This is a genomic window from Paraglaciecola polaris LMG 21857, assembly GCF_000315055.1.
GTDB lineage: Bacteria > Pseudomonadota > Gammaproteobacteria > Enterobacterales > Alteromonadaceae > Paraglaciecola > Paraglaciecola polaris.
The window spans coordinates 1-17,368 of sequence record NZ_BAER01000107.1; the positions used below are offsets into that span (position 1 = coordinate 1).

The window sequence follows — 17,368 nt, forward strand, 5'->3', positions numbered from 1 at the left end:
TACATTTACAGGTATATTAATTTAGTGGTAGTTTAGTATGTGCATGAAGCTTCAATATCAGTTTAAATAGACTAATAAGGTAACGCGTCATTTTTGTATTTAAACACTAAATTTCTTACTCTGAGTAGGTAGGGTCATTAAACGTGAGCATAAACTCCACTGGCAATGTGATTTTAAAATATATGTTGTTCGTTATCATGTTCGCTTTTAGCCATACTGTTTTAGCTTGTGTAGATTCGGAAAAAACTGATATAACAAACACAACTCAACTAGAGCAGACATTCCACAACGATAGTCATCAATTAAATCGAAATCATGAAGATTGTGATAATGAATGCTGTAACGGTTTTTGTGATTGTAAAGCTAGCTCTAGCCCATCACATTTTTTGACAGATTCAAGCAGTAGCAACTCAGTTTCCACCTCGACTTATCTAAACGAAATGTTAAAAAACAACCTTGGAATGCTATTAGTCCGATCAGTTTTTCGTCCCCCAAAAGACAGGTAATTAAGGGTCCCCTTTCCTTTCTAAAAAATTGTCAACCCGTATAGAAACCGGTAGTAAAAATGCGGTACACCGTCAATAAATAATTAAGACACCGAAGTGAGGTTCTATATGTCAATTAGCAACCAGTTTAATAGACGAAAATTTTTACAACGCGCAGCAGGTACAACTGGTAGCCTAGCGTTATTAAGTCACATGCCTGTAGCTTGGGCAAGGCCAGAAGGATATACCAATTCAAATGACAAAATATCTACTCTTGGAGATAATTTTGGTGACAGCATAGTAAATGGCGATGTGATTGATTTACATATACGTAAAGAAGTGAAAGCTATCGCAGGAGGCACGTCGAACCCAATAACAATCAACGGTAGTTCCCCTGGCCCTCTCGTGCGTCTCAAGGAAGGCCAACGAGTTATTATTAACGTGACCAATCATCTTCCAAGCAGCTCATCCATTCATTGGCATGGAATTATTTTGCCTTTCAATATGGATGGAGTACCGGGTGTTGCGTTTCCTGGCATTGCACCAAATAGTACATTTAAATACGAATTCGATGTTAAGCAAAATGGCACCTATTGGTATCACAGTCACTCTGGTCTTCAAGAGCAGTCCGGACATCTAGGACCGATCATCATCGACCCCGCTGATGGAGATATTGGTGCTGATCGTGAGCACGTTATTCTTCTTAGCGATTGGACGTTCGAAGATCCGCACACTGTTTTTCGAAACCTTAAAGTCGCAGAAGGTTATTACAATTATCAACAACGAACCATAGACGACACCATTGAAGATATAAAAAGACAAGGTTTGATAAATACAATCAAAGAACGATCGATGTGGTCGAAAATGCGGATGAGTCCCAGAGATATTCTCGACGTGACGGGGTCAACCTATACCTACTTGATGAATGGAAGAGACGCATCTACGAATTGGACTGCACTTTATAAACCAAATGAAAGTGTCAGACTACGATTGATTAATGGCTCTGCAATGACGTATTTTGATTTTCGTATCCCAGGTTTAGAAATGACCGTAGTGGCTGCTGACGGTCAACCAGTTAAACCTATCGTTGTTGATGAAATCAGAATCGCCGTCGCTGAAACTTACGACGTCATCATCAAGCCAAAGTCTAATTCGTCCTACACACTATACGCCGAAAGTATGGACAGAAGTGGTTATGTGCGGGGAACGTTGGCGACAGAATTAGGGAAAGAAGCGAATATCCCTGAATTACGTAAAATGCCTGAGCGTGGAATGGCTGCTATGGGTATGGGGGATATGACATCGAAAGACAGTATGAGCAACATGTCGTCATTGGGCGGAATGAACATGGGTGCCGATTCGTCCATGAAAGGAATGCAAAATAATGCAAATACGAACATGGAAATGCCGCATGCGGGACATAATTCCGGCACACAGAAAAGTATGGCTCCCGAAATCTTACCTATAGATAAAATATCAATAAAACATGATGAGGATGGTCACGGTGTTGGTGCGACTATGATTGCAAAAAATCCTACAAGTCGCCTCGATGAACCCGGTCTGGGTTTGGAAGATGTAGACCACAGAGTGTTATTTTACAGTGACCTAATTGGCGCAATGGAGTGGCCTGATAGCCGAAAACCGACACAAACAGTAGAACTTCACCTGACAGGGAATATGGAGCGATACATGTGGTCCTTTGATGGCGTAAAATTCAGTGAAGTAGACGGACCTGTTCACTTTAAATACGGTGAGCGGATCCGACTTATCTTAGTTAATGACTCTATGATGGATCATCCGATTCACTTACATGGAATGTGGATGGAGCTGGAAAATGGCAATTACCCTCCCCCCAGAAAGCACACAATCAGCCTTAAACCGAGTGAGAAGGTTTCTCTTCTTATTAGTGCAGATGCACCTGGAAACTGGGCATTTCATTGTCACCTCTTGTACCACATGGACGCTGGCATGTTCAGAGTGGTTTCAGTTTCTTAGGAGTACAGAGTGAAAAATTTAATCATTGCAATATGTTCGTTAGGTTTTTTAGGCTCACCTGCTAATGCCCAAGAAAGACCAAGTAATTGGCCTGAGCCTATCAAAGAATCTTATACTGGGATCATTCTTTTTGATCGTTTCGAACTTGCTCGAAATAACCAAGAGGAAAATATCGCTGTTTGGGACATGGTTGGTTGGTACGGTGGCGATATATATCGTGTTTACGTAAAAAGTGAGGGCGAGAATAAACAAGATGACGGCGAGCCAACGAACCTTGAAAGAGCCGAGGTATTAGCTAGTAAACTCATTGCCCCCTATTGGGAAATCCAAGGTGGCGTTGGTACTAGAGGAACGGTTTCAAGTGACTCGAAGATGGAGAATTATGTTGTTGTCAGCCTTTATGGTTTGGCTCCGTACCAGTTTGAAATTGATAGCTCTGTTGCTCTCAACGAGGAAGGTGATGTCAGCTTTGCAGTAGAGGCTGAATACGAAATAAGGGTGACACAAACTTCCTACTTTCAGCCTAGACTAAGTTTATCCGCTTCCTTATCCGAGTCGGAGCGATTTAACCGTCCTTCTGGACTCAATTCGTTGAGATTGGGATTGAGGTATAGATATGAATTTTCCCGTGAGTTCGCCCCTTACGTAGGAGTCTACTGGAACAGAATGTTAGGCAATAGTGCAGATAAAACCCGGCTTGAGGGTAACTCTGCCAGTGAAACCGGTATTGTGGTAGGTGCACGATTCTGGTTCTAATTAAGGCAACGGTCGGGCAAAGACAGTGGAGGTGTTTGCCCAGTTAATGATTGCACAATTTACCAATGACTCATCCTAATCAGAGAGTATACGAATACGAGGGATGTGCAATATGCCCGCCAAGTTAAGGTGTAATATTTACATTAAAAATCCCACCTATTGAAAACGTTACCATTCCTAGCAGCCCCTCATCTTACTCACCCTCAAACTTGAGGATACTTATCGGTACTGTGGGGCACCAATAGTGCAGGCATTAGCTTCCCCCACGTTAGGCATTATTTTTGCTTTATTTGCTTTAACTGAAACTGAAACTGAATCAAAAATTATTATCTCAAATCGCAAGCCGAGGAAATATTTATGTTTATACAAACCATTAAGACCTCTGGATTAGCACATCTCTCTTATTTTGTAGCTTCTGGAAACAAGGCGGTGGTCATCGACCCGCGTCGAGATATCGATATATATCTTGATATTGCGAAAGAAAATGAATGTGACATTACTCATATTATCGAAACACACCGTAATGAAGACTTAATCAGTGGGGCACCGATACTTTCTGAGTTCGTCAACGCCGAGGTACTTCATGGGCCAAATGCCGATGGTGAGGTTTTATACGCAACTACGGTCAAAGAAGGACATCAGGTTCGCATCGGTAACTTGACCTTGGAAGTAATTGAAACGCCGGGGCATACCAAGGATAGTATTTGCATTTTAGTGTTTGATAATGATTTTGACCAAGGACCAGTGGGTATTTTTACTGGGGATACCCTTTTCGTGGGGGATGTGGGGCGTACGGATTTTTATCCAGAAGAAAGTGAGCATGTAGCTGGTTTGCTTTACGACAGCCTGCAAAAGATTAAAGCAAAAGCTGCTGCGTCAATTATATACCCAGCCCATGGTGCTGGCTCAGTTTGTGGTGATGGCATGGCCGAACGTGAATTTTCAACCGTTCAGCACGAAATTATGAATAATCCGCTAATGGGTATTAATGAACGAGAGGAATTTATACAACAAAAAATCACTGAACATCATTACCAGCCTCCATATTTTTCCGACATGGAGCGACTTAATATGCAAGGTGCGCCAGCCTATGCAACTTTTCAGATGACTTCGTCGGTACAAGTCGAACAACTTGAGAACATGCGCCAACAAGGTTACGTATTAATTGATGTCCGACCCATCGAGTCATACCTAGGTGCGCATATTCCCAACAGTTGCTGTCTACCAATTGATATGATTACTGCCTATGCAGGATGGTTATTCTCTCTTAATGATAAACTCGTCATCATTGCTGACGACCAAAATATGGCACGTTATGCCGCACTGCATTTTGCTCGCATTGGATTTGATAATATTGAGCACTACTTTTCCACTAATATGGCTATGGTTGCAGCGAAAGGAAGCTGTTTTTCCACGATTGATGCAGTCAATGCTGAACAAGTTAAACAGCTACTAAAGGATGATTGGCACTTATTGGATGTTAGGAAAATAACTGAGTATGAACCCATCCATATTGAGGGCAGTGAGCATATTTTTTTGGGGCACTTAGCTGATAAAATTAGTGCGCTATCGCCGGACGATAAGTTTATTACCATGTGTGCAAGTGGTATTCGGGCTACCGTAGCCGCAGCGTACTTACAAGCAAAAGGCTACAACAATGTTAAGGTATTCCTCGGTTCTATAGGGGCTTGGCAGTCTAAAAACTATCCTGTCATAAAACCCAATTAAACCGACTATGCCACGTATATGGAAGAATATCTTGAACAAACATTATTTGGGTAATATTTCTATTTATTGATGTGTGGCTATGAAGGGATATAGTCTATCTAATTACTGAGCCACTTTATCGTGAGCAAACTAGCAGCTAGTATATATTCCTTCAATATGACTAATTTTGGAGCCTCACAGAGTAATTGACCACACGTTATATCACGACTTTTCTTAGATAGCGGTCAGTCAAAGAATTTAGGTTGGATTCGAAATTGCAGCCAAAAACAAGCATATACTACTTCGTGTATTCAAAAGTTAAAACGAAAAAATAACGGACATGAACTAATCTCAAAAATGACCAGAAGATAGTTAAGTCCTCCGGCTCATTAAGTTTAAAAATTGTTTTTGTGGGTAACATCCATCACCTGCCCATTATTGGCGATCTGGAAGTAGATCGTACTTTCTGTTTCAGTGTTGTTGGCGCTGACAATATAAAAGCTGTCTTCAACACTAACGACTGACATATCTGATGAAGTCAGCAGCTTCCACGATGCACCTAGCTTCCCCACTTCAAAACCAAACTCCTTGAATGTCATTTGTGGCAACGACTTGCTAACAATGTTTATAGCAGCCTGACCGCTAATAACACCATGATCACTATGTGCTGCAACATTGCTACAGAATATGGTGCTACACAGTGCTAATACAGATAGTAGTCTTTTCATTTTTTTCTCCAATTATGGTTACTTTTATTATTGTTTAAGGCCGATCACTTCATACTGGCCTTTTACCATGAGCTGCACAGCGATAGGTTTGTCCGATTTATTTTTCCAATACCAACCATGAGACCCAGCAAAAGGAGCGGTAAAGCTACCTTTCATCCCGCTTAAGGTGGCAATGGCGTAGCTTTCAAAATACCCCGTGGTGTCCCCTTGTGGTTCTCCGTGTAAATCAAAATACAAAGAAGGGCCATCTGTCAGCCATTCGTAGGTCATTTTGTCGTATTGTTGCAGGTTAAATTTATACTCTACCCCTTGTCCGGCAGGTACAATAACCTCGATAACCTGATATTCATCTGACCCTGCTTGGGCTGATTCATTTGGCGTTTCCGTTGCAGAAGCCGCCGCAAGTACCGTCAAGCCTAATTCCTGACCAATGCCTGTGGGGTCGATGTTGTACTCGGCAGGTAAAATGAAGGTAATCAAAGCGACTATAGCCACAAGGGTGGCCGATGCGCTGGCTTTTAATAGCGTTTTAGTACTTACTGTGTGTTGCATATTCTTCTCGTTCTAATTAGTTAATGGCAAAACCGGTGAGCTGGTAACCCATGAGCATGAGTCCGCCACTCATCAATAACGTATTGGTTAAAGTGGCGAATCGTTGGAAAGACGGCAGCTTGCGCCAAGCATTGATGGCAATGAGAACAAATACCAATGCGGCAAACTGCCCTAGCTCCACACCCAGATTAAACGCGAGCAAGTTAATGATCAGCCCATCTTCTGGCAACTGAAACTCCTGTAATTTCGTCGCCAGACCAAAACCGTGGAACAGTCCGAAAATCAACACGGCCAATTTGGTATTCGGTTGCCAGTTAAAACAGCGTTTAAAGCCGCCCAGGTTATCAAAACCCTTGTACACCACCGATAGACCAATGATGGCATCAATCAGATAAGCGTTGACTTGAATATCGCTCAGTACGCCTAATAATAAGGTCACACTGTGACCTAGTGTGAACATGCTGACATACAGCAGTACGTCGCGGCTTTTGTACAGGAAGAAAATCACGCCCACCAGAAACAACAGATGGTCATAGCCGGTGATCATGTGCTTAGCACCGATATATAAAAAGGGCACAATTTGCACGCCAGTATTGCGCTCTAAAAAAGCGCGAGTGCTATCATCGACGCCGTGGGCAAATGCGTCCAGGCTCAGTGCCATTAGACACAGGAAGATCACAACAAGGCTATATTTCAGTAGATTAGTTGCCATTGGCAGACTCCACCATCTCAGACTCGGTCAAGATTGACTCCTTTTCTTTATGTAAAATGCGATACAACGCAGGTATAACAAACAGTGTTAACAAGGTCGATGAGATAATCCCCCCAATGACCACTGTTGCCAGCGGACGCTGCACCTCAGACCCGATACCGGTATTAAGTGCCATCGGCACAAATCCCAGGGCGGCAACCAAAGCCGTGGTCAATACCGGGCGAAGACGGGTTAAAGCCCCCTCAAAAATGGCTTCATCCAGCGAGACATTGTCTTTACGAAGTTCGCGAATGAAGGATACCATTACCAGTCCGTTCAAAATGGCAATGCCCGATAGCGCAATAAAGCCTACCGCAGCCGAAATGGAAAACGGAATATCCCGCAACAGCAATGCAGCAATGCCTCCCGTTAATGCCAAGGGCACGCCGGCAAATATGATCATGGCATCCTTAAATGAACTAAGTGCCAATATGAGTAAACCAATGATCATCAGCAGAGTAATTGGCACAACCACACTGAGTCGCTGGGAAGCCGATTGCAACTTTTGATAAGTACCACCGTACTCAACCCAATTCCCAGCGGGAATGTCGACATTGTTGCCAATGGCTTGCTGAATATCCGCCACAAAACTACCTAAATCACGTCCTCTGACGTTAGCAGTAACCACTATGCGACGTTTCCCGTTTTCGCGATTTATTTGATTGGCTCCGTCTACCAAATTCAGCGTTGCCAGTTCTTGCAGTGGCACAGCGTGGCCGTCAGGTAATTGAATAGGTAAATAGGCAAGCCCATCTATGTCTGTGCGTAATTCTTCAGCAAGACGCACCACAATATCGGAACGGATATCCCCTTGATAAAACTTACCTGCCACAGTACCTCCCATTGCAGTACTCAGTTGCGACTGCACTGCTGCCTTGCTAATGCCATACTGCGCCAGCTTTTCAAGCTTGGGTTCAATACTCAGCATGGGTAGTCCGGTAGTGCGCTCCACCTGCAAATCGGCAATACCTGCGACATTACTGATAGCCGATTCAATCTCCCCACCGATCAAAGCCAAGGTGTCAAAATCATCGCCAAATACCTTAATGGCCAACTCTGCTCGAACCCCCGCAAGAATTTCATTAAAACGCATTTGGATAGGTTGCAGGAATTCATAGCGATTACCCGGAACTGGGGCAACCATAGCGGCTAATTCTTCAACCACCTGTTCCTTAGACTTGTTAGGATCAGGCCACTGGTCGCGAGGTTTCAGGATAATAAAGTTATCTGCCACGCTGGGCGGTACGGCATCTGTTGCCACATCTGCGGTGCCTATTTTGGCAAAAACCCGTTCAACTTCCGGCATTTGTTTGATTTTTTCTTCTAGTACCTCTTGCAACGCTATAGCCTGACTTAGGGATGTACCAGGAATTCGTAAAGCATGCATGGCAATGTCACCTTCATCCAGATCCGGTGCAAACTCGCTACCTAAGCGTGTAGCTTGATAACCAAACAAGATAACCAGTAAGCTCGCGGCTATCACTACTAACCATCTGCCTTTCAATACCCAAGCAAGGGCTGGACGATAAACGGCTGTTGCACCGCGAATGATAGGATTGCGTTTTTCTTTTACCGGTTTTTTAAACAGCAGTGCAATCATGGCTGGAACAAAGGTAATGGACAGAAACATGGCGCTCAGTAGTGCGATGACGACCGTTATTGCCATAGGATGAAACATTTTACCCTCAACACCTTCGAGGGCAAAAATGGGCAGATACACAGCGGTTATAATTAACACGCCAAAAAGCGCTGGCCGAATGACCTCTCGTGTTGCCTCAAATACCAACTCCATCCTCTCTTTCAGAGCTAAAGTTTGATTAGCAGAGCCAGCCTGACTCAGGCGGCGCATACAGTTCTCAACAATGATGATGGCACCATCAACCAGCAGACCAAAGTCCAGTGCCCCCAAGCTCATCAGATTAGCGCTAACATTACTTTGCACCATACCGGTAATGGTCATAAGCATGGCGAAAGGGATGACCAGCGCAGTAAGGAACGCAGCCCTAAAACTGCCCAGCAGCAAAAACAAAACAACAATAACCAATAACGCCCCTTCGAGCAGATTGGTTGTGACAGTTTGTAACGTTTTATCAACCAGTTTGGTGCGATCATACACAGCCGTTGCAACAATTCCCTCAGGTAAGCTGGCATTGATTTCTATGAGTCTTTCACCCACAGCATTTGCAACAGTTCGGCTATTTTCACCTATGAGCATGAATACTGTGCTCATAACGACTTCTCGACCATTTTGTGTCGCTGCACCGTTTCTAAGGCCCTTACCATTGCTGATATCAGCAACGTCTTTAATGCGTATCGAAGCACTGTTTATGCTACGCAAAGGGATTTGACCAAGTGCCTGCAAATCTTCTATCTGGCCAGGCATTCTTAACAGCCATTGAGCACCGTTTTGCTCTACAAAACCTGCTCCTTGGTTGTTGTTATTTTGTTCAATCGCCGAGATAACATCCGCTGGTGTCAGCCCGTAAGCCAACAATTTGCCAGGCTTAAAGCCGACCAATATTTCACGCTCATACCCGCCGATAGGGTTGACTTCAACCACACCGGGTACGCGCATCAATTGTGGGCGAATGGTCCAGTCGTGAACGGTACGTAAATCCATCGGTGTGACTGGCGACCCATCTTCGTTGGTTGCCCCTGGTTCAGCATCCACAGTAAACATAAAAATCTCGCCCAACCCCGTTGCTATGGGCCCAAGCTGCGGCTCTAATCCTGAGGGTAGTTCGGCGCGGGCAGCAGACAAGCGTTCATTGACCAGCTGGCGGGCAAAATACACATCGGTATCATCATCAAAAATGGCAATAACTTGTGACAGGCCATAACGGGACACCGAGCGCGTGTACGTGAGACCCGGTAACCCGGCTAAGGCGTTCTCTAACGGGTAAGTCACTCGTTGCTCTACTTCCAAGGGTGTAGAACTAGGGGCTTCGGTGTTTATCATTACCTGCACATTGGTAATATCCGGTACTGCGTCTATAGGCAGATTGGTGAAATTCCATATCCCCAGTCCTGCAAAACCCAATACCATTACAAAAATGAGCAGGTTGCGTTTTATCGAAAAACGTAGAATCGATTCTAACATTACGTGCTCCTAGTGGTCGTGGGATGCGCCAGACTTTTCAATGTCGGCTTTAAGAATGTAACTATTTTCGCTCACGTACTCGGTGCCAGGCTCCAGCCCACCTAAGACTTCTACCCACACTTTATCCTGACGGCCTAATTCCAGCATCCGTACTTCGTATTGCTTATCTACCTTGGCGTACACTACGGTAAAATCCCGAAAGGCTTGTAAGCCGGCACGCTTGACTGCTAAGGGCACATTAATGGTAGCGAATTCAATTTCCGCCTTAACAAAACTGCCGGTGGATAACTGTCTTTTTTCATTATCAACATACACCCAGACCAATCTGGCTTGATCATCACGCACCGAAGGTTCGATATAGGCGACATTGCCAGTAAATTCTCTGGCATACCCATCAATGCTCAAGGCAACCGGTGTTCCTACTGCTACTTTTGCGTAATCATTGGGATAGACTGCCAATTGTGCAATGTAGGTAGAGGTGTTGCTAATCGTTAGCAACGTTCGCCCAGCCGTTTGCTCACCGGCACCCGCTTTTTGTGCAGTGATGATGCCCTCCACTGGTGCTGTGATCTGAAAAGATTTCAAACTCTCATTACTTTCGACGGTTAACAATAACTGCCCCTTTTTGACGTTATCGCCTTGCTTGACATGCAGTTGTTTGATTTCTCCATCAAACCTCGCCGCAACGATGCGATTTGCACCTGGTGGCAGCATTAACCTGCCATAAACAGGGAACGTTTGGTGAAGCGTGACATGACTGGCGACTTCAGTTTTAATCTCCATCGCATCGGCAACTGCCTGCTCAATGGTGGTACGTCCTTCAAAGTTGTTGTATTTCCAGTGGTGAGTTTTACCCTGATGTTTAGCGGTAATCGTTACCACAAAGGAATGCGGCTCGTAAATCACCATATCACCGCGCAGAAATCCGTCTTGCTGATTAAATTGGATGTCATCCACAACGCCTCCAAGACGGGTGAGCTTGATATTAAGCTCAACTTTATCTGGTGATATCGGTTGTCCTTTATCCATTACCCATACACGAAACTCAGGCGGCACGCCGGTTTCAAAGATAGCCAGTTCTATGGCAAACTCACCGTCGCGCAAAATTCGACCATTGTGAGATCCTTTTTCAGGCTCTACCTGCGAGGCCCCAGGGGCTGATTCCGCTAGTACCAGGGGTGATATTAAGTAAGTCAGCCCCAGCAAAATAGTGGTTGTTAATACTGAGATGATATTTTTGTTCTTCATAAAATTTCTCATTGGGAAATGGACGAGCCAGTCAGGCGTTGAATTTCAATATGTTGCAGGTGCAAACTTTCATATGCGTCTAATAATCGCGACTTAGCTGTCAGCAATTCCTGTCGAACATTGTTCCACTGGGTATAATTGAGCTTGCCGATGTCGAAGGCACTAGACGCATCTGACAAGGCATTTTCTAACAGCGGTATAATACGTTGCTGTATGGTGTCGATAACATGTCGTGAATGCCCCATTTCCTGAAGCAGCACGTAAAGTTGTGCGTCTAGCTTTTGTAACAAAGCACTGGCTTCATCAGCTAATACTTCCTGCTGTGCTTGTAATGCGGCAATCTTGCCAGCGTTGCGGTTGTTATTTCCCCATGGGATTGAGATCCCGGCAACTAAGCCGAAATCATCCGTCGCTTCGTACCGGCGCACACCGGCTGACAATTGCCATTGCGGCTTAGCCTCTATGCGAGCCACCTCTATTTGCGACTGAGCAATACGTCGCTGCGTGGCAAACTTGGCCAGTAGAGGCTGATTCTTCAGCTTGTCTAATTGCGATTCCACAGACGGGTTAGCGGGCAGTGCCAGCAAATTACCGCTCACTTGATAGGCTTTACCAGCCTCCCCCAACATTGACGTCAATTGATAATAACTGGCTGTTAATTCATGTTCCAAATCCTCAATGGCAAGTTCACGGCGCACCTGTTCAGCTTCGGCTTGTAATTTTTCAACATTGGAGCTTTTACCCGCGTCAACCCGCTTACTTATGGCACTGTGTACATCCTGTGCCTGTTGCAGGGCGATTTTATTGAGCTTTAATCGCTCATCTTTTATCAGTATTTGAATGAATTTTTTGGCGGTATGGGAGGCCAAGTCCAAAGAGGCTATCCGCTGCTCTACCTCAAGTTGGCCAGTCTGAGATTTTGCTGCGGCGATACGACTATCAATCTGTTTCTGCTGTAGCATCCAAGTAAATGTCAAAGTCGATTGCATACTGCGCAACGCACTATGATCGCCATTACCCAGCGCATCTTCTATCATAAGCCCAACCTGCGGACGTTCACGTACACTGGCTTGTTGAACCAAACCTTTCTGCATGCGATATCTAGGCACAAAGGCATTAATTTCAGGGTGTTGTTGCAACGTTAGGGAAACAGCTTGCGACAAGGTTAATACCGGGCCTGATCCAGGGATAACTTCAGCAGAAGCTGAAAGTACCAGCGAGAGACTCAGCAAACCCGCGCAAAACCGACTGGCAATCGGTTTTTTAGGTGCGCTGATTCGAAAAAATAGCTTCATGCCCTATCCTTATTTAGTGGGTGAAAAAAGTTTCAATAAAATGGTGGAAACTATCGACGGTAGAGACGGCGAATAATGGCGCACCAATGAATGCGGCTATTGCAACAACCAATGCCAACACAGGTGTTTTTTCTAATGGCGAAACTAGCCTGTAGACCCGCTGGCTAATTTGTTCATTGGCAAAGTAACTGAGTTGCATGCCATCGCAATTGATAGGGAGTTTTTGCTGCAACTTAGCCACGTTTATTAAAGTTTGTGCTACATCCAGACTGTCATGAAAATGTGTAACGGCATGATCAGCCATCTGTTCTGTTAAAAGGCTGTAGTGCTGCATTAAAATATTATTGACGGACTTTGGGTAAAAACGGCAAAACAGTGCAAAGATCATTTTAAACAAAGGATCATAAGCTCGCACATGAGCAAGTTCGTGCTGGATGATAATATCTAGCTCTTGCTGATCCACTTGTTTTTGCAAGGCGGTGGTTAAGTAAACCTTCGGTGACAGTAGCCCAGATGTAAACGCTGTCGGAATAGTTAACTGGAGGGAATAAACCTGGTGACTATTGTGATTGGGCATTTCATTGGTGTCACAAAGCTCAAGCAAATTGTCCATGGAAAGTGATTTTTTTCGGCTCTGGATGGCAATAACAACCAACATCCAAGTCAAAATTAAGCTGCACACTAACAATGTCAAACCATGCCAGCTAGTGAACGTGAACAAATCTGCATGATGCCAGTGAGCGAAGTTTGCAATCCAAGATGCAGACATACCTCCTTCCAGCCGAGGCCAAAATATTGCGACACAAATTGCCCCTATCCACCAAGGTCCCGTGGCCAGCAACCACAGGGCTAACTTGCGGATACGGAAAGTGAAATGGCTCAGTTTTGAGAAACACAAGGGAGCCGATACTGACAGCACCACCACGCCAATAAAAAATGCCAGCAACGCCACACTCATTAGATTCAGAGTAATAGCCAAACTTCCCACTAACATATTTATGGTTACCCTCTGCGCAGTTTTCGTTGTTGCTCTATGAGCTGTTCCAGCTTGTCTAATTGAGCATCATCCAGATTTGCAGAAGCTGAACTAAAGGCCGCAATCAGACTATGTTCACCTTGCTCAACAAAATCACTGGTGACATTGGTGATTAATTTGGCGAGTAAGGCTTCCCGATTAACCTTGGTGCGATATAAATGGGCATGGCCTTGTTTAGTTCGACTTAACAACCCTTTTTTAAACAGTCTATCCAACGTACTTTGGATAGTATTCAGTGAATTGGCCCGAGTCTGACCAAGGACACTATGGACTTGTTTTGCATCAGCCACTTTTTCTGACCACAGGTATTGCAGCACCAGTTTTTCCAATTCGCCTAATTGCATGACATATTTCTCTTCGCATAATGGGCATTATAGTGGCAGAATAAAAACCGACAGGCAATCGGTTTTTATATCTAACAATAAAAAGGCATACTATGGGATGGTTAATAACGAAATATCTGATCACCGCAACAATTGTGGTGGCTGTATCAGAAATCGCAAAAAAAAGTGACAAACTAGGGGCGCTAATAGTGGCATTACCCCTTGTCACTATTCTGGCAATGATTTGGCTTCACGTTGAGAGGCAACCAATGGAAAAAATAGCCAATCACGCATGGTATACGTTCTGGTATGTAGTGCCAACACTTCCGATGTTTTTGCTATTTCCGATGTTGCTACAAAAGTTTGGCTTCTGGCAGTCACTGATTATCAGTGCTGTGATCACCGTAATTTGTTTTTGGCTCTTCGCACTGGTGGTTAAGAGCTTTGGGGTTGATTTATTGCCGTAGAAGCTTAACCAGCTCCTTAAAATTTTTTTGTCAAATGCCTTAATAGCTTATTAAAGCGAACTTACAAAGTATATGAAGGTCCGCAGCCACTTCTCGCTCAAAGGCAAACTGATATTTTAATTTGTTGGTTATTTTACATATTTCGTAATGTAAAATACTGTCGTCGCTCCTTACTGAGGCATCTGCCACCAAGCAAAAACTGACGGTTACCGGTAGAAATTGAAAACTGAGGGTGAATTTTGATTGAGAAGGTAGATGATGAAGGGGCGCTCCGCTTTAGGTAAGAAGCGATGTCAAAGCTCGCAGGATAAACGGATTGCACTACATCCTAATAGCCCAGAGCTAACTAGCAAGAAAAAATATGGTTAACCTTTATGAAGATTATAAATCAGCTCGGCTTCTGCTTTAGGCATATCACATTCACGCATCAATTCCTCTACAGAATAACCACCTGCAACTAGCTTAGCCGCTTGTTGATACAGACGACTTTGCGGATCCTGGTTGGCGAGCTGCTCTTGCTGAGTCGCAGTTTGTTTAACCATGGTAACCAAAGCTTTAATTTTATCTCCCATGCCGATACTACCAACACGTACTTCTTGCAGCTCTTGTTGGTTCGCCAAAAGCTGTTCTTGCAATACGCTCAACTGGGCTTGCTGTTGCTGACACTCTGCATGTAGCAGCGAAATACGCTTTGCCAGAACAGAACAAACACCAATGAATAATACGATAGCAATCACAATAACCAAATATATTAGATGACTTATTTCCACATTTGCGTCCAGTAAAGTTAACGGGGAACGTAACGAACTAAATATTCGTTAGCTCTTCCCACTCTTCATCGCTCAACAGCTTGTTTAGATCAACCAAAATCAACAGCTGACCATCACGATTACTAACGCCCTGAATAAACTTAGCACTTTCTTCTGTACCGACATTAGGTGCGCTTTCGATCTCTGACGAACGTAAATAAACGACTTCAGCAACACTATCAACTAATATTCCCACCACCTGCTCTTCAGATTCAATGATCACGATACGTGTGCTGTCGGTCACCTCCGTTGGCTCTAATCCAAAACGAGAACGGGTATCAATAACAGTCACCACGTTTCCACGAAGATTGATAATACCTAGCACATAGTCAGGTGCACCCGGGACTGGCGCAATTTCGGTGTGGCGTAAAACTTCCTGCACTTGCATAACGTTAATGCCGTAGGTCTCTTCACCTAACTTGTAGGTTACCCACTGTAATACTTCATCGTTGCGGTCAGAAGGTGCACTACTTGATGTTCTTTCATCCGTCATCTTTTTTACTCCAGCATCATTTTGCTAGTTGTCATTACTATTCATACCCTGGTGTAGCAATCGAATAAGTTGCTTCACATTTACCAGGGCACACATTTTTTTCTTTACCATGCCGCTTAGCCAAGTACGTTTACCATCAAACTTGCGCCATTTCACATCATCCGGTTGCAACGTGACAGTGTCAATAATACGTTCACAAGCCAACCCCCATCCACTATCATCTAACATGATCAGGTATTTATTTGTTGCCGAATCAGCTAGTTGTTCATTACATTTATCGGGCATGACCCACATCGCGGTATCCACCACGTTCATTTTTTCATCACGATGTAACATGACACCTTTGAACCACTTGGGCTTACCGATGAGCGGCGTGACGTCTGCTAGTTGATGTATCCCCCCTAACTCAGTTAGCGGTAATGCTAAAGATAATCCCGCCACTTCGAAAATAAGAGCCTGAAAGGGTTGTGTATACATCCCTGTATCTTGAGCTGCTAAATTAGCCGCTGCATCTATGGACGCTTGAGCTTCAGGGACGAGCTCAGGTTCCGCTGGAAGAGAAAGATCATCATCAGCCTGGCCAACTTGCTCTTGCGGACGCTCCCTGCGCATGTTGTAACTGACGGTTTGCTCTTGTGTTATGTCATTCGCCTCAGGCATATCAGAAAGTAATACTGACGCTGAGTCCAATAACCGACTAACTTGTTCGAGCGGTTCCTTTTGAGCGACGTCTTCGGTGAGTAAGGAAGATAGGTATTCTTCCATCACGTCTTTTTTACCAACGATTTTTTTACTCATTTCGCCACCTCTAACAAACGTAAATGGCGCAGCAGGCTGGTATAAGCTAAAACCCCCCGCGCCTTTGGCGCATGAATAGATGGCAGTGCATGGTTTGCACTAGCATCGCGAAATTTTGTATCAATCGGGATCAACCCTTGCCAAACTTTATCACCATGTGTTTCGCGCAAAGTATGATAAGCCCCTATCGCCGCCTTAACACGCTTATCAAACATAGTAGGCACTATGGTGTAACAAAATTCTTTACGCAAAGATTGTTGCATAATCTGCAGGGAATCCAGCATTCGCTCTAGCCCCTTTAGTGCCAAAAACTCGGTTTGCACTGGTATCACAACACGAGTGGATGCTGCTAATGCATTGACCATAAGTACGCCAAGCACGGGTGGGCAATCGATAAGTGCATATTCAAATTCATCATCTATCAAGGCGAGTGCTTTTTTCAAAATCAGTCCCATGCCACTTTGATTACCAAGCTTACGATCCAATGTCGCCAGCGCCATACTTGCGGGTAAAATAAATAGCGAATCAAGTTTGGTCGAGCATAGACAATCTAAAACGGCCTCTTTATCCAAGGGTTTATCATCAACAAACACGTCATATAAACTGTGGGACAAATCGTCAGAATCTATTCCAAAATAATAACTCATAGATGCATGAGGATCAGTGTCGACTAAAATCACTTTTGCTCCTCGCTCGGCTAACAAACCACCAAGGGTGACAGTAGTCGTGGTTTTCCCGACCCCCCCTTTTTGATTTGCAACGGTCCACACCTTCACGTTAATTACCTTTTAGTGGTTTGCTGATTAATATACGCATTATTTCCAA

Annotated in this window: 16 protein-coding genes; 4 read left to right on the top strand and 12 right to left on the bottom strand. The window is 44.3% G+C overall.

Translation table 11 applies throughout. From position 1 onward, the window contains the following. Positions 1-614 precede the first annotated feature (614 nt). The 3 genes from GPLA_RS16535 (at position 615) to GPLA_RS16545 (ending at position 4,964) form a co-directional block, all read left to right on the top strand. Positions 615-2,480, top strand: coding sequence for a copper resistance system multicopper oxidase (locus GPLA_RS16535; RefSeq protein WP_007106098.1), 1,866 nt, complete (start codon positions 615-617; stop codon positions 2,478-2,480). Between the two features lie 9 nt (positions 2,481-2,489). After that, on the top strand, positions 2,490-3,236 hold the full coding sequence (locus GPLA_RS16540; protein WP_007106099.1) for a copper resistance protein B: 747 nt from the start codon (positions 2,490-2,492) through the stop codon (positions 3,234-3,236). A 357-nt stretch (positions 3,237-3,593) separates the two neighbouring features. Further along, positions 3,594-4,964, top strand: coding sequence for an MBL fold metallo-hydrolase (locus GPLA_RS16545; protein ID WP_007106101.1), 1,371 nt, complete (start codon positions 3,594-3,596; stop codon positions 4,962-4,964). A 374-nt stretch (positions 4,965-5,338) separates the two neighbouring features. Here GPLA_RS16545 and GPLA_RS16550 read toward each other — a convergent pair whose 3' ends face one another. Genes GPLA_RS16550 through GPLA_RS16585 form a run of 8 tightly spaced genes read right to left on the bottom strand, consistent with a single transcriptional unit; the run spans position 5,339 to position 13,997 of the window. Continuing rightward, positions 5,339-5,671 (bottom strand): DUF6488 family protein, encoded by a 333-nt coding sequence (locus GPLA_RS16550; RefSeq protein WP_040515154.1) that lies wholly within the window; start codon positions 5,669-5,671, stop codon positions 5,339-5,341. 27 nt (positions 5,672-5,698) lie between these two features. After that, entirely contained in the window at positions 5,699-6,223 is a 525-nt protein-coding gene (locus GPLA_RS16555; protein ID WP_007106103.1) for a hypothetical protein, read from the bottom strand. Positions 6,224-6,239: 16 nt separating this feature from the next. After that, positions 6,240-6,935: a HupE/UreJ family protein gene (locus tag GPLA_RS16560; RefSeq protein WP_040515156.1), complete on the bottom strand. Its 696-nt coding sequence runs from the start codon at positions 6,933-6,935 to the stop codon at positions 6,240-6,242. After that, a complete protein-coding gene (locus GPLA_RS16565) occupies positions 6,925-10,074 on the bottom strand; it encodes an efflux RND transporter permease subunit (RefSeq protein WP_007106105.1) in 3,150 nt (1,049 codons plus the stop codon). The genes GPLA_RS16560 and GPLA_RS16565 overlap by 11 nt, the downstream gene beginning before the upstream one ends. 9 nt (positions 10,075-10,083) lie before the next feature. Further along, a complete protein-coding gene (locus GPLA_RS16570) occupies positions 10,084-11,322 on the bottom strand; it encodes an efflux RND transporter periplasmic adaptor subunit (RefSeq protein ID WP_007106106.1) in 1,239 nt (412 codons plus the stop codon). 8 nt (positions 11,323-11,330) lie between these two features. Further along, entirely contained in the window at positions 11,331-12,617 is a 1,287-nt protein-coding gene (locus tag GPLA_RS16575) for a TolC family protein (protein ID WP_007106107.1), read from the bottom strand. Between the two features lie 13 nt (positions 12,618-12,630). Further along, the gene (locus GPLA_RS16580) at positions 12,631-13,611 is read right to left on the bottom strand and encodes a M56 family metallopeptidase (protein WP_007106108.1); all 981 of its coding nucleotides are present in this window, start codon (positions 13,609-13,611) and stop codon (positions 12,631-12,633) included. An 8-nt stretch (positions 13,612-13,619) separates the two neighbouring features. Next, entirely contained in the window at positions 13,620-13,997 is a 378-nt protein-coding gene (locus GPLA_RS16585) for a BlaI/MecI/CopY family transcriptional regulator (RefSeq protein WP_007106109.1), read from the bottom strand. A gap of 92 nt (positions 13,998-14,089) precedes the next feature. Here GPLA_RS16585 and GPLA_RS16590 point away from each other — a divergent pair, with 92 nt between their 5' ends. Further along, on the top strand, positions 14,090-14,443 hold the full coding sequence (locus tag GPLA_RS16590) for a DUF3147 family protein (RefSeq protein ID WP_007106110.1): 354 nt from the start codon (positions 14,090-14,092) through the stop codon (positions 14,441-14,443). Between the two features lie 365 nt (positions 14,444-14,808). Here the strand turns inward: GPLA_RS16590 and GPLA_RS16595 are convergent, their stop codons facing one another. Genes GPLA_RS16595 through GPLA_RS16610 form a run of 4 tightly spaced genes read right to left on the bottom strand, consistent with a single transcriptional unit; the run spans position 14,809 to position 17,319 of the window. Continuing rightward, positions 14,809-15,213: a DUF2802 domain-containing protein gene (locus GPLA_RS16595; RefSeq protein ID WP_040515157.1), complete on the bottom strand. Its 405-nt coding sequence runs from the start codon at positions 15,211-15,213 to the stop codon at positions 14,809-14,811. A gap of 37 nt (positions 15,214-15,250) precedes the next feature. Further along, a complete protein-coding gene (locus GPLA_RS16600; protein ID WP_007106112.1) occupies positions 15,251-15,745 on the bottom strand; it encodes a chemotaxis protein CheW in 495 nt (164 codons plus the stop codon). A gap of 24 nt (positions 15,746-15,769) precedes the next feature. Further along, complete coding sequence (locus GPLA_RS16605) at positions 15,770-16,543, bottom strand: chemotaxis protein CheW (RefSeq protein ID WP_007106113.1); 774 nt, start codon at positions 16,541-16,543, stop codon at positions 15,770-15,772. Continuing rightward, entirely contained in the window at positions 16,540-17,319 is a 780-nt protein-coding gene (locus GPLA_RS16610) for a ParA family protein (RefSeq protein ID WP_007106114.1), read from the bottom strand. The genes GPLA_RS16605 and GPLA_RS16610 overlap by 4 nt, the downstream gene beginning before the upstream one ends. Positions 17,320-17,368: the final 49 nt, after the last annotated feature.

Coding starts and splice junctions, on each gene's coding strand:
- GPLA_RS16580 (WP_007106108.1), bottom strand. CDS start 13,611: ATGTTAGTGGGAAGTTTGGCTATTACTCTGAATCTAATGAGTGTGGCG.
- GPLA_RS16545 (WP_007106101.1), top strand. CDS start 3,594: ATGTTTATACAAACCATTAAGACCTCTGGATTAGCACATCTCTCTTAT.
- GPLA_RS16550 (WP_040515154.1), bottom strand. CDS start 5,671: ATGAAAAGACTACTATCTGTATTAGCACTGTGTAGCACCATATTCTGT.
- GPLA_RS16600 (WP_007106112.1), bottom strand. CDS start 15,745: ATGACGGATGAAAGAACATCAAGTAGTGCACCTTCTGACCGCAACGAT.
- GPLA_RS16570 (WP_007106106.1), bottom strand. CDS start 11,322: ATGAAGAACAAAAATATCATCTCAGTATTAACAACCACTATTTTGCTG.
- GPLA_RS16605 (WP_007106113.1), bottom strand. CDS start 16,543: ATGAGTAAAAAAATCGTTGGTAAAAAAGACGTGATGGAAGAATACCTA.
- GPLA_RS16555 (WP_007106103.1), bottom strand. CDS start 6,223: ATGCAACACACAGTAAGTACTAAAACGCTATTAAAAGCCAGCGCATCG.
- GPLA_RS16560 (WP_040515156.1), bottom strand. CDS start 6,935: ATGGCAACTAATCTACTGAAATATAGCCTTGTTGTGATCTTCCTGTGT.
- GPLA_RS16565 (WP_007106105.1), bottom strand. CDS start 10,074: ATGTTAGAATCGATTCTACGTTTTTCGATAAAACGCAACCTGCTCATT.
- GPLA_RS16535 (WP_007106098.1), top strand. CDS start 615: ATGTCAATTAGCAACCAGTTTAATAGACGAAAATTTTTACAACGCGCA.
- GPLA_RS16575 (WP_007106107.1), bottom strand. CDS start 12,617: ATGAAGCTATTTTTTCGAATCAGCGCACCTAAAAAACCGATTGCCAGT.
- GPLA_RS16585 (WP_007106109.1), bottom strand. CDS start 13,997: ATGCAATTAGGCGAATTGGAAAAACTGGTGCTGCAATACCTGTGGTCA.
- GPLA_RS16590 (WP_007106110.1), top strand. CDS start 14,090: ATGGGATGGTTAATAACGAAATATCTGATCACCGCAACAATTGTGGTG.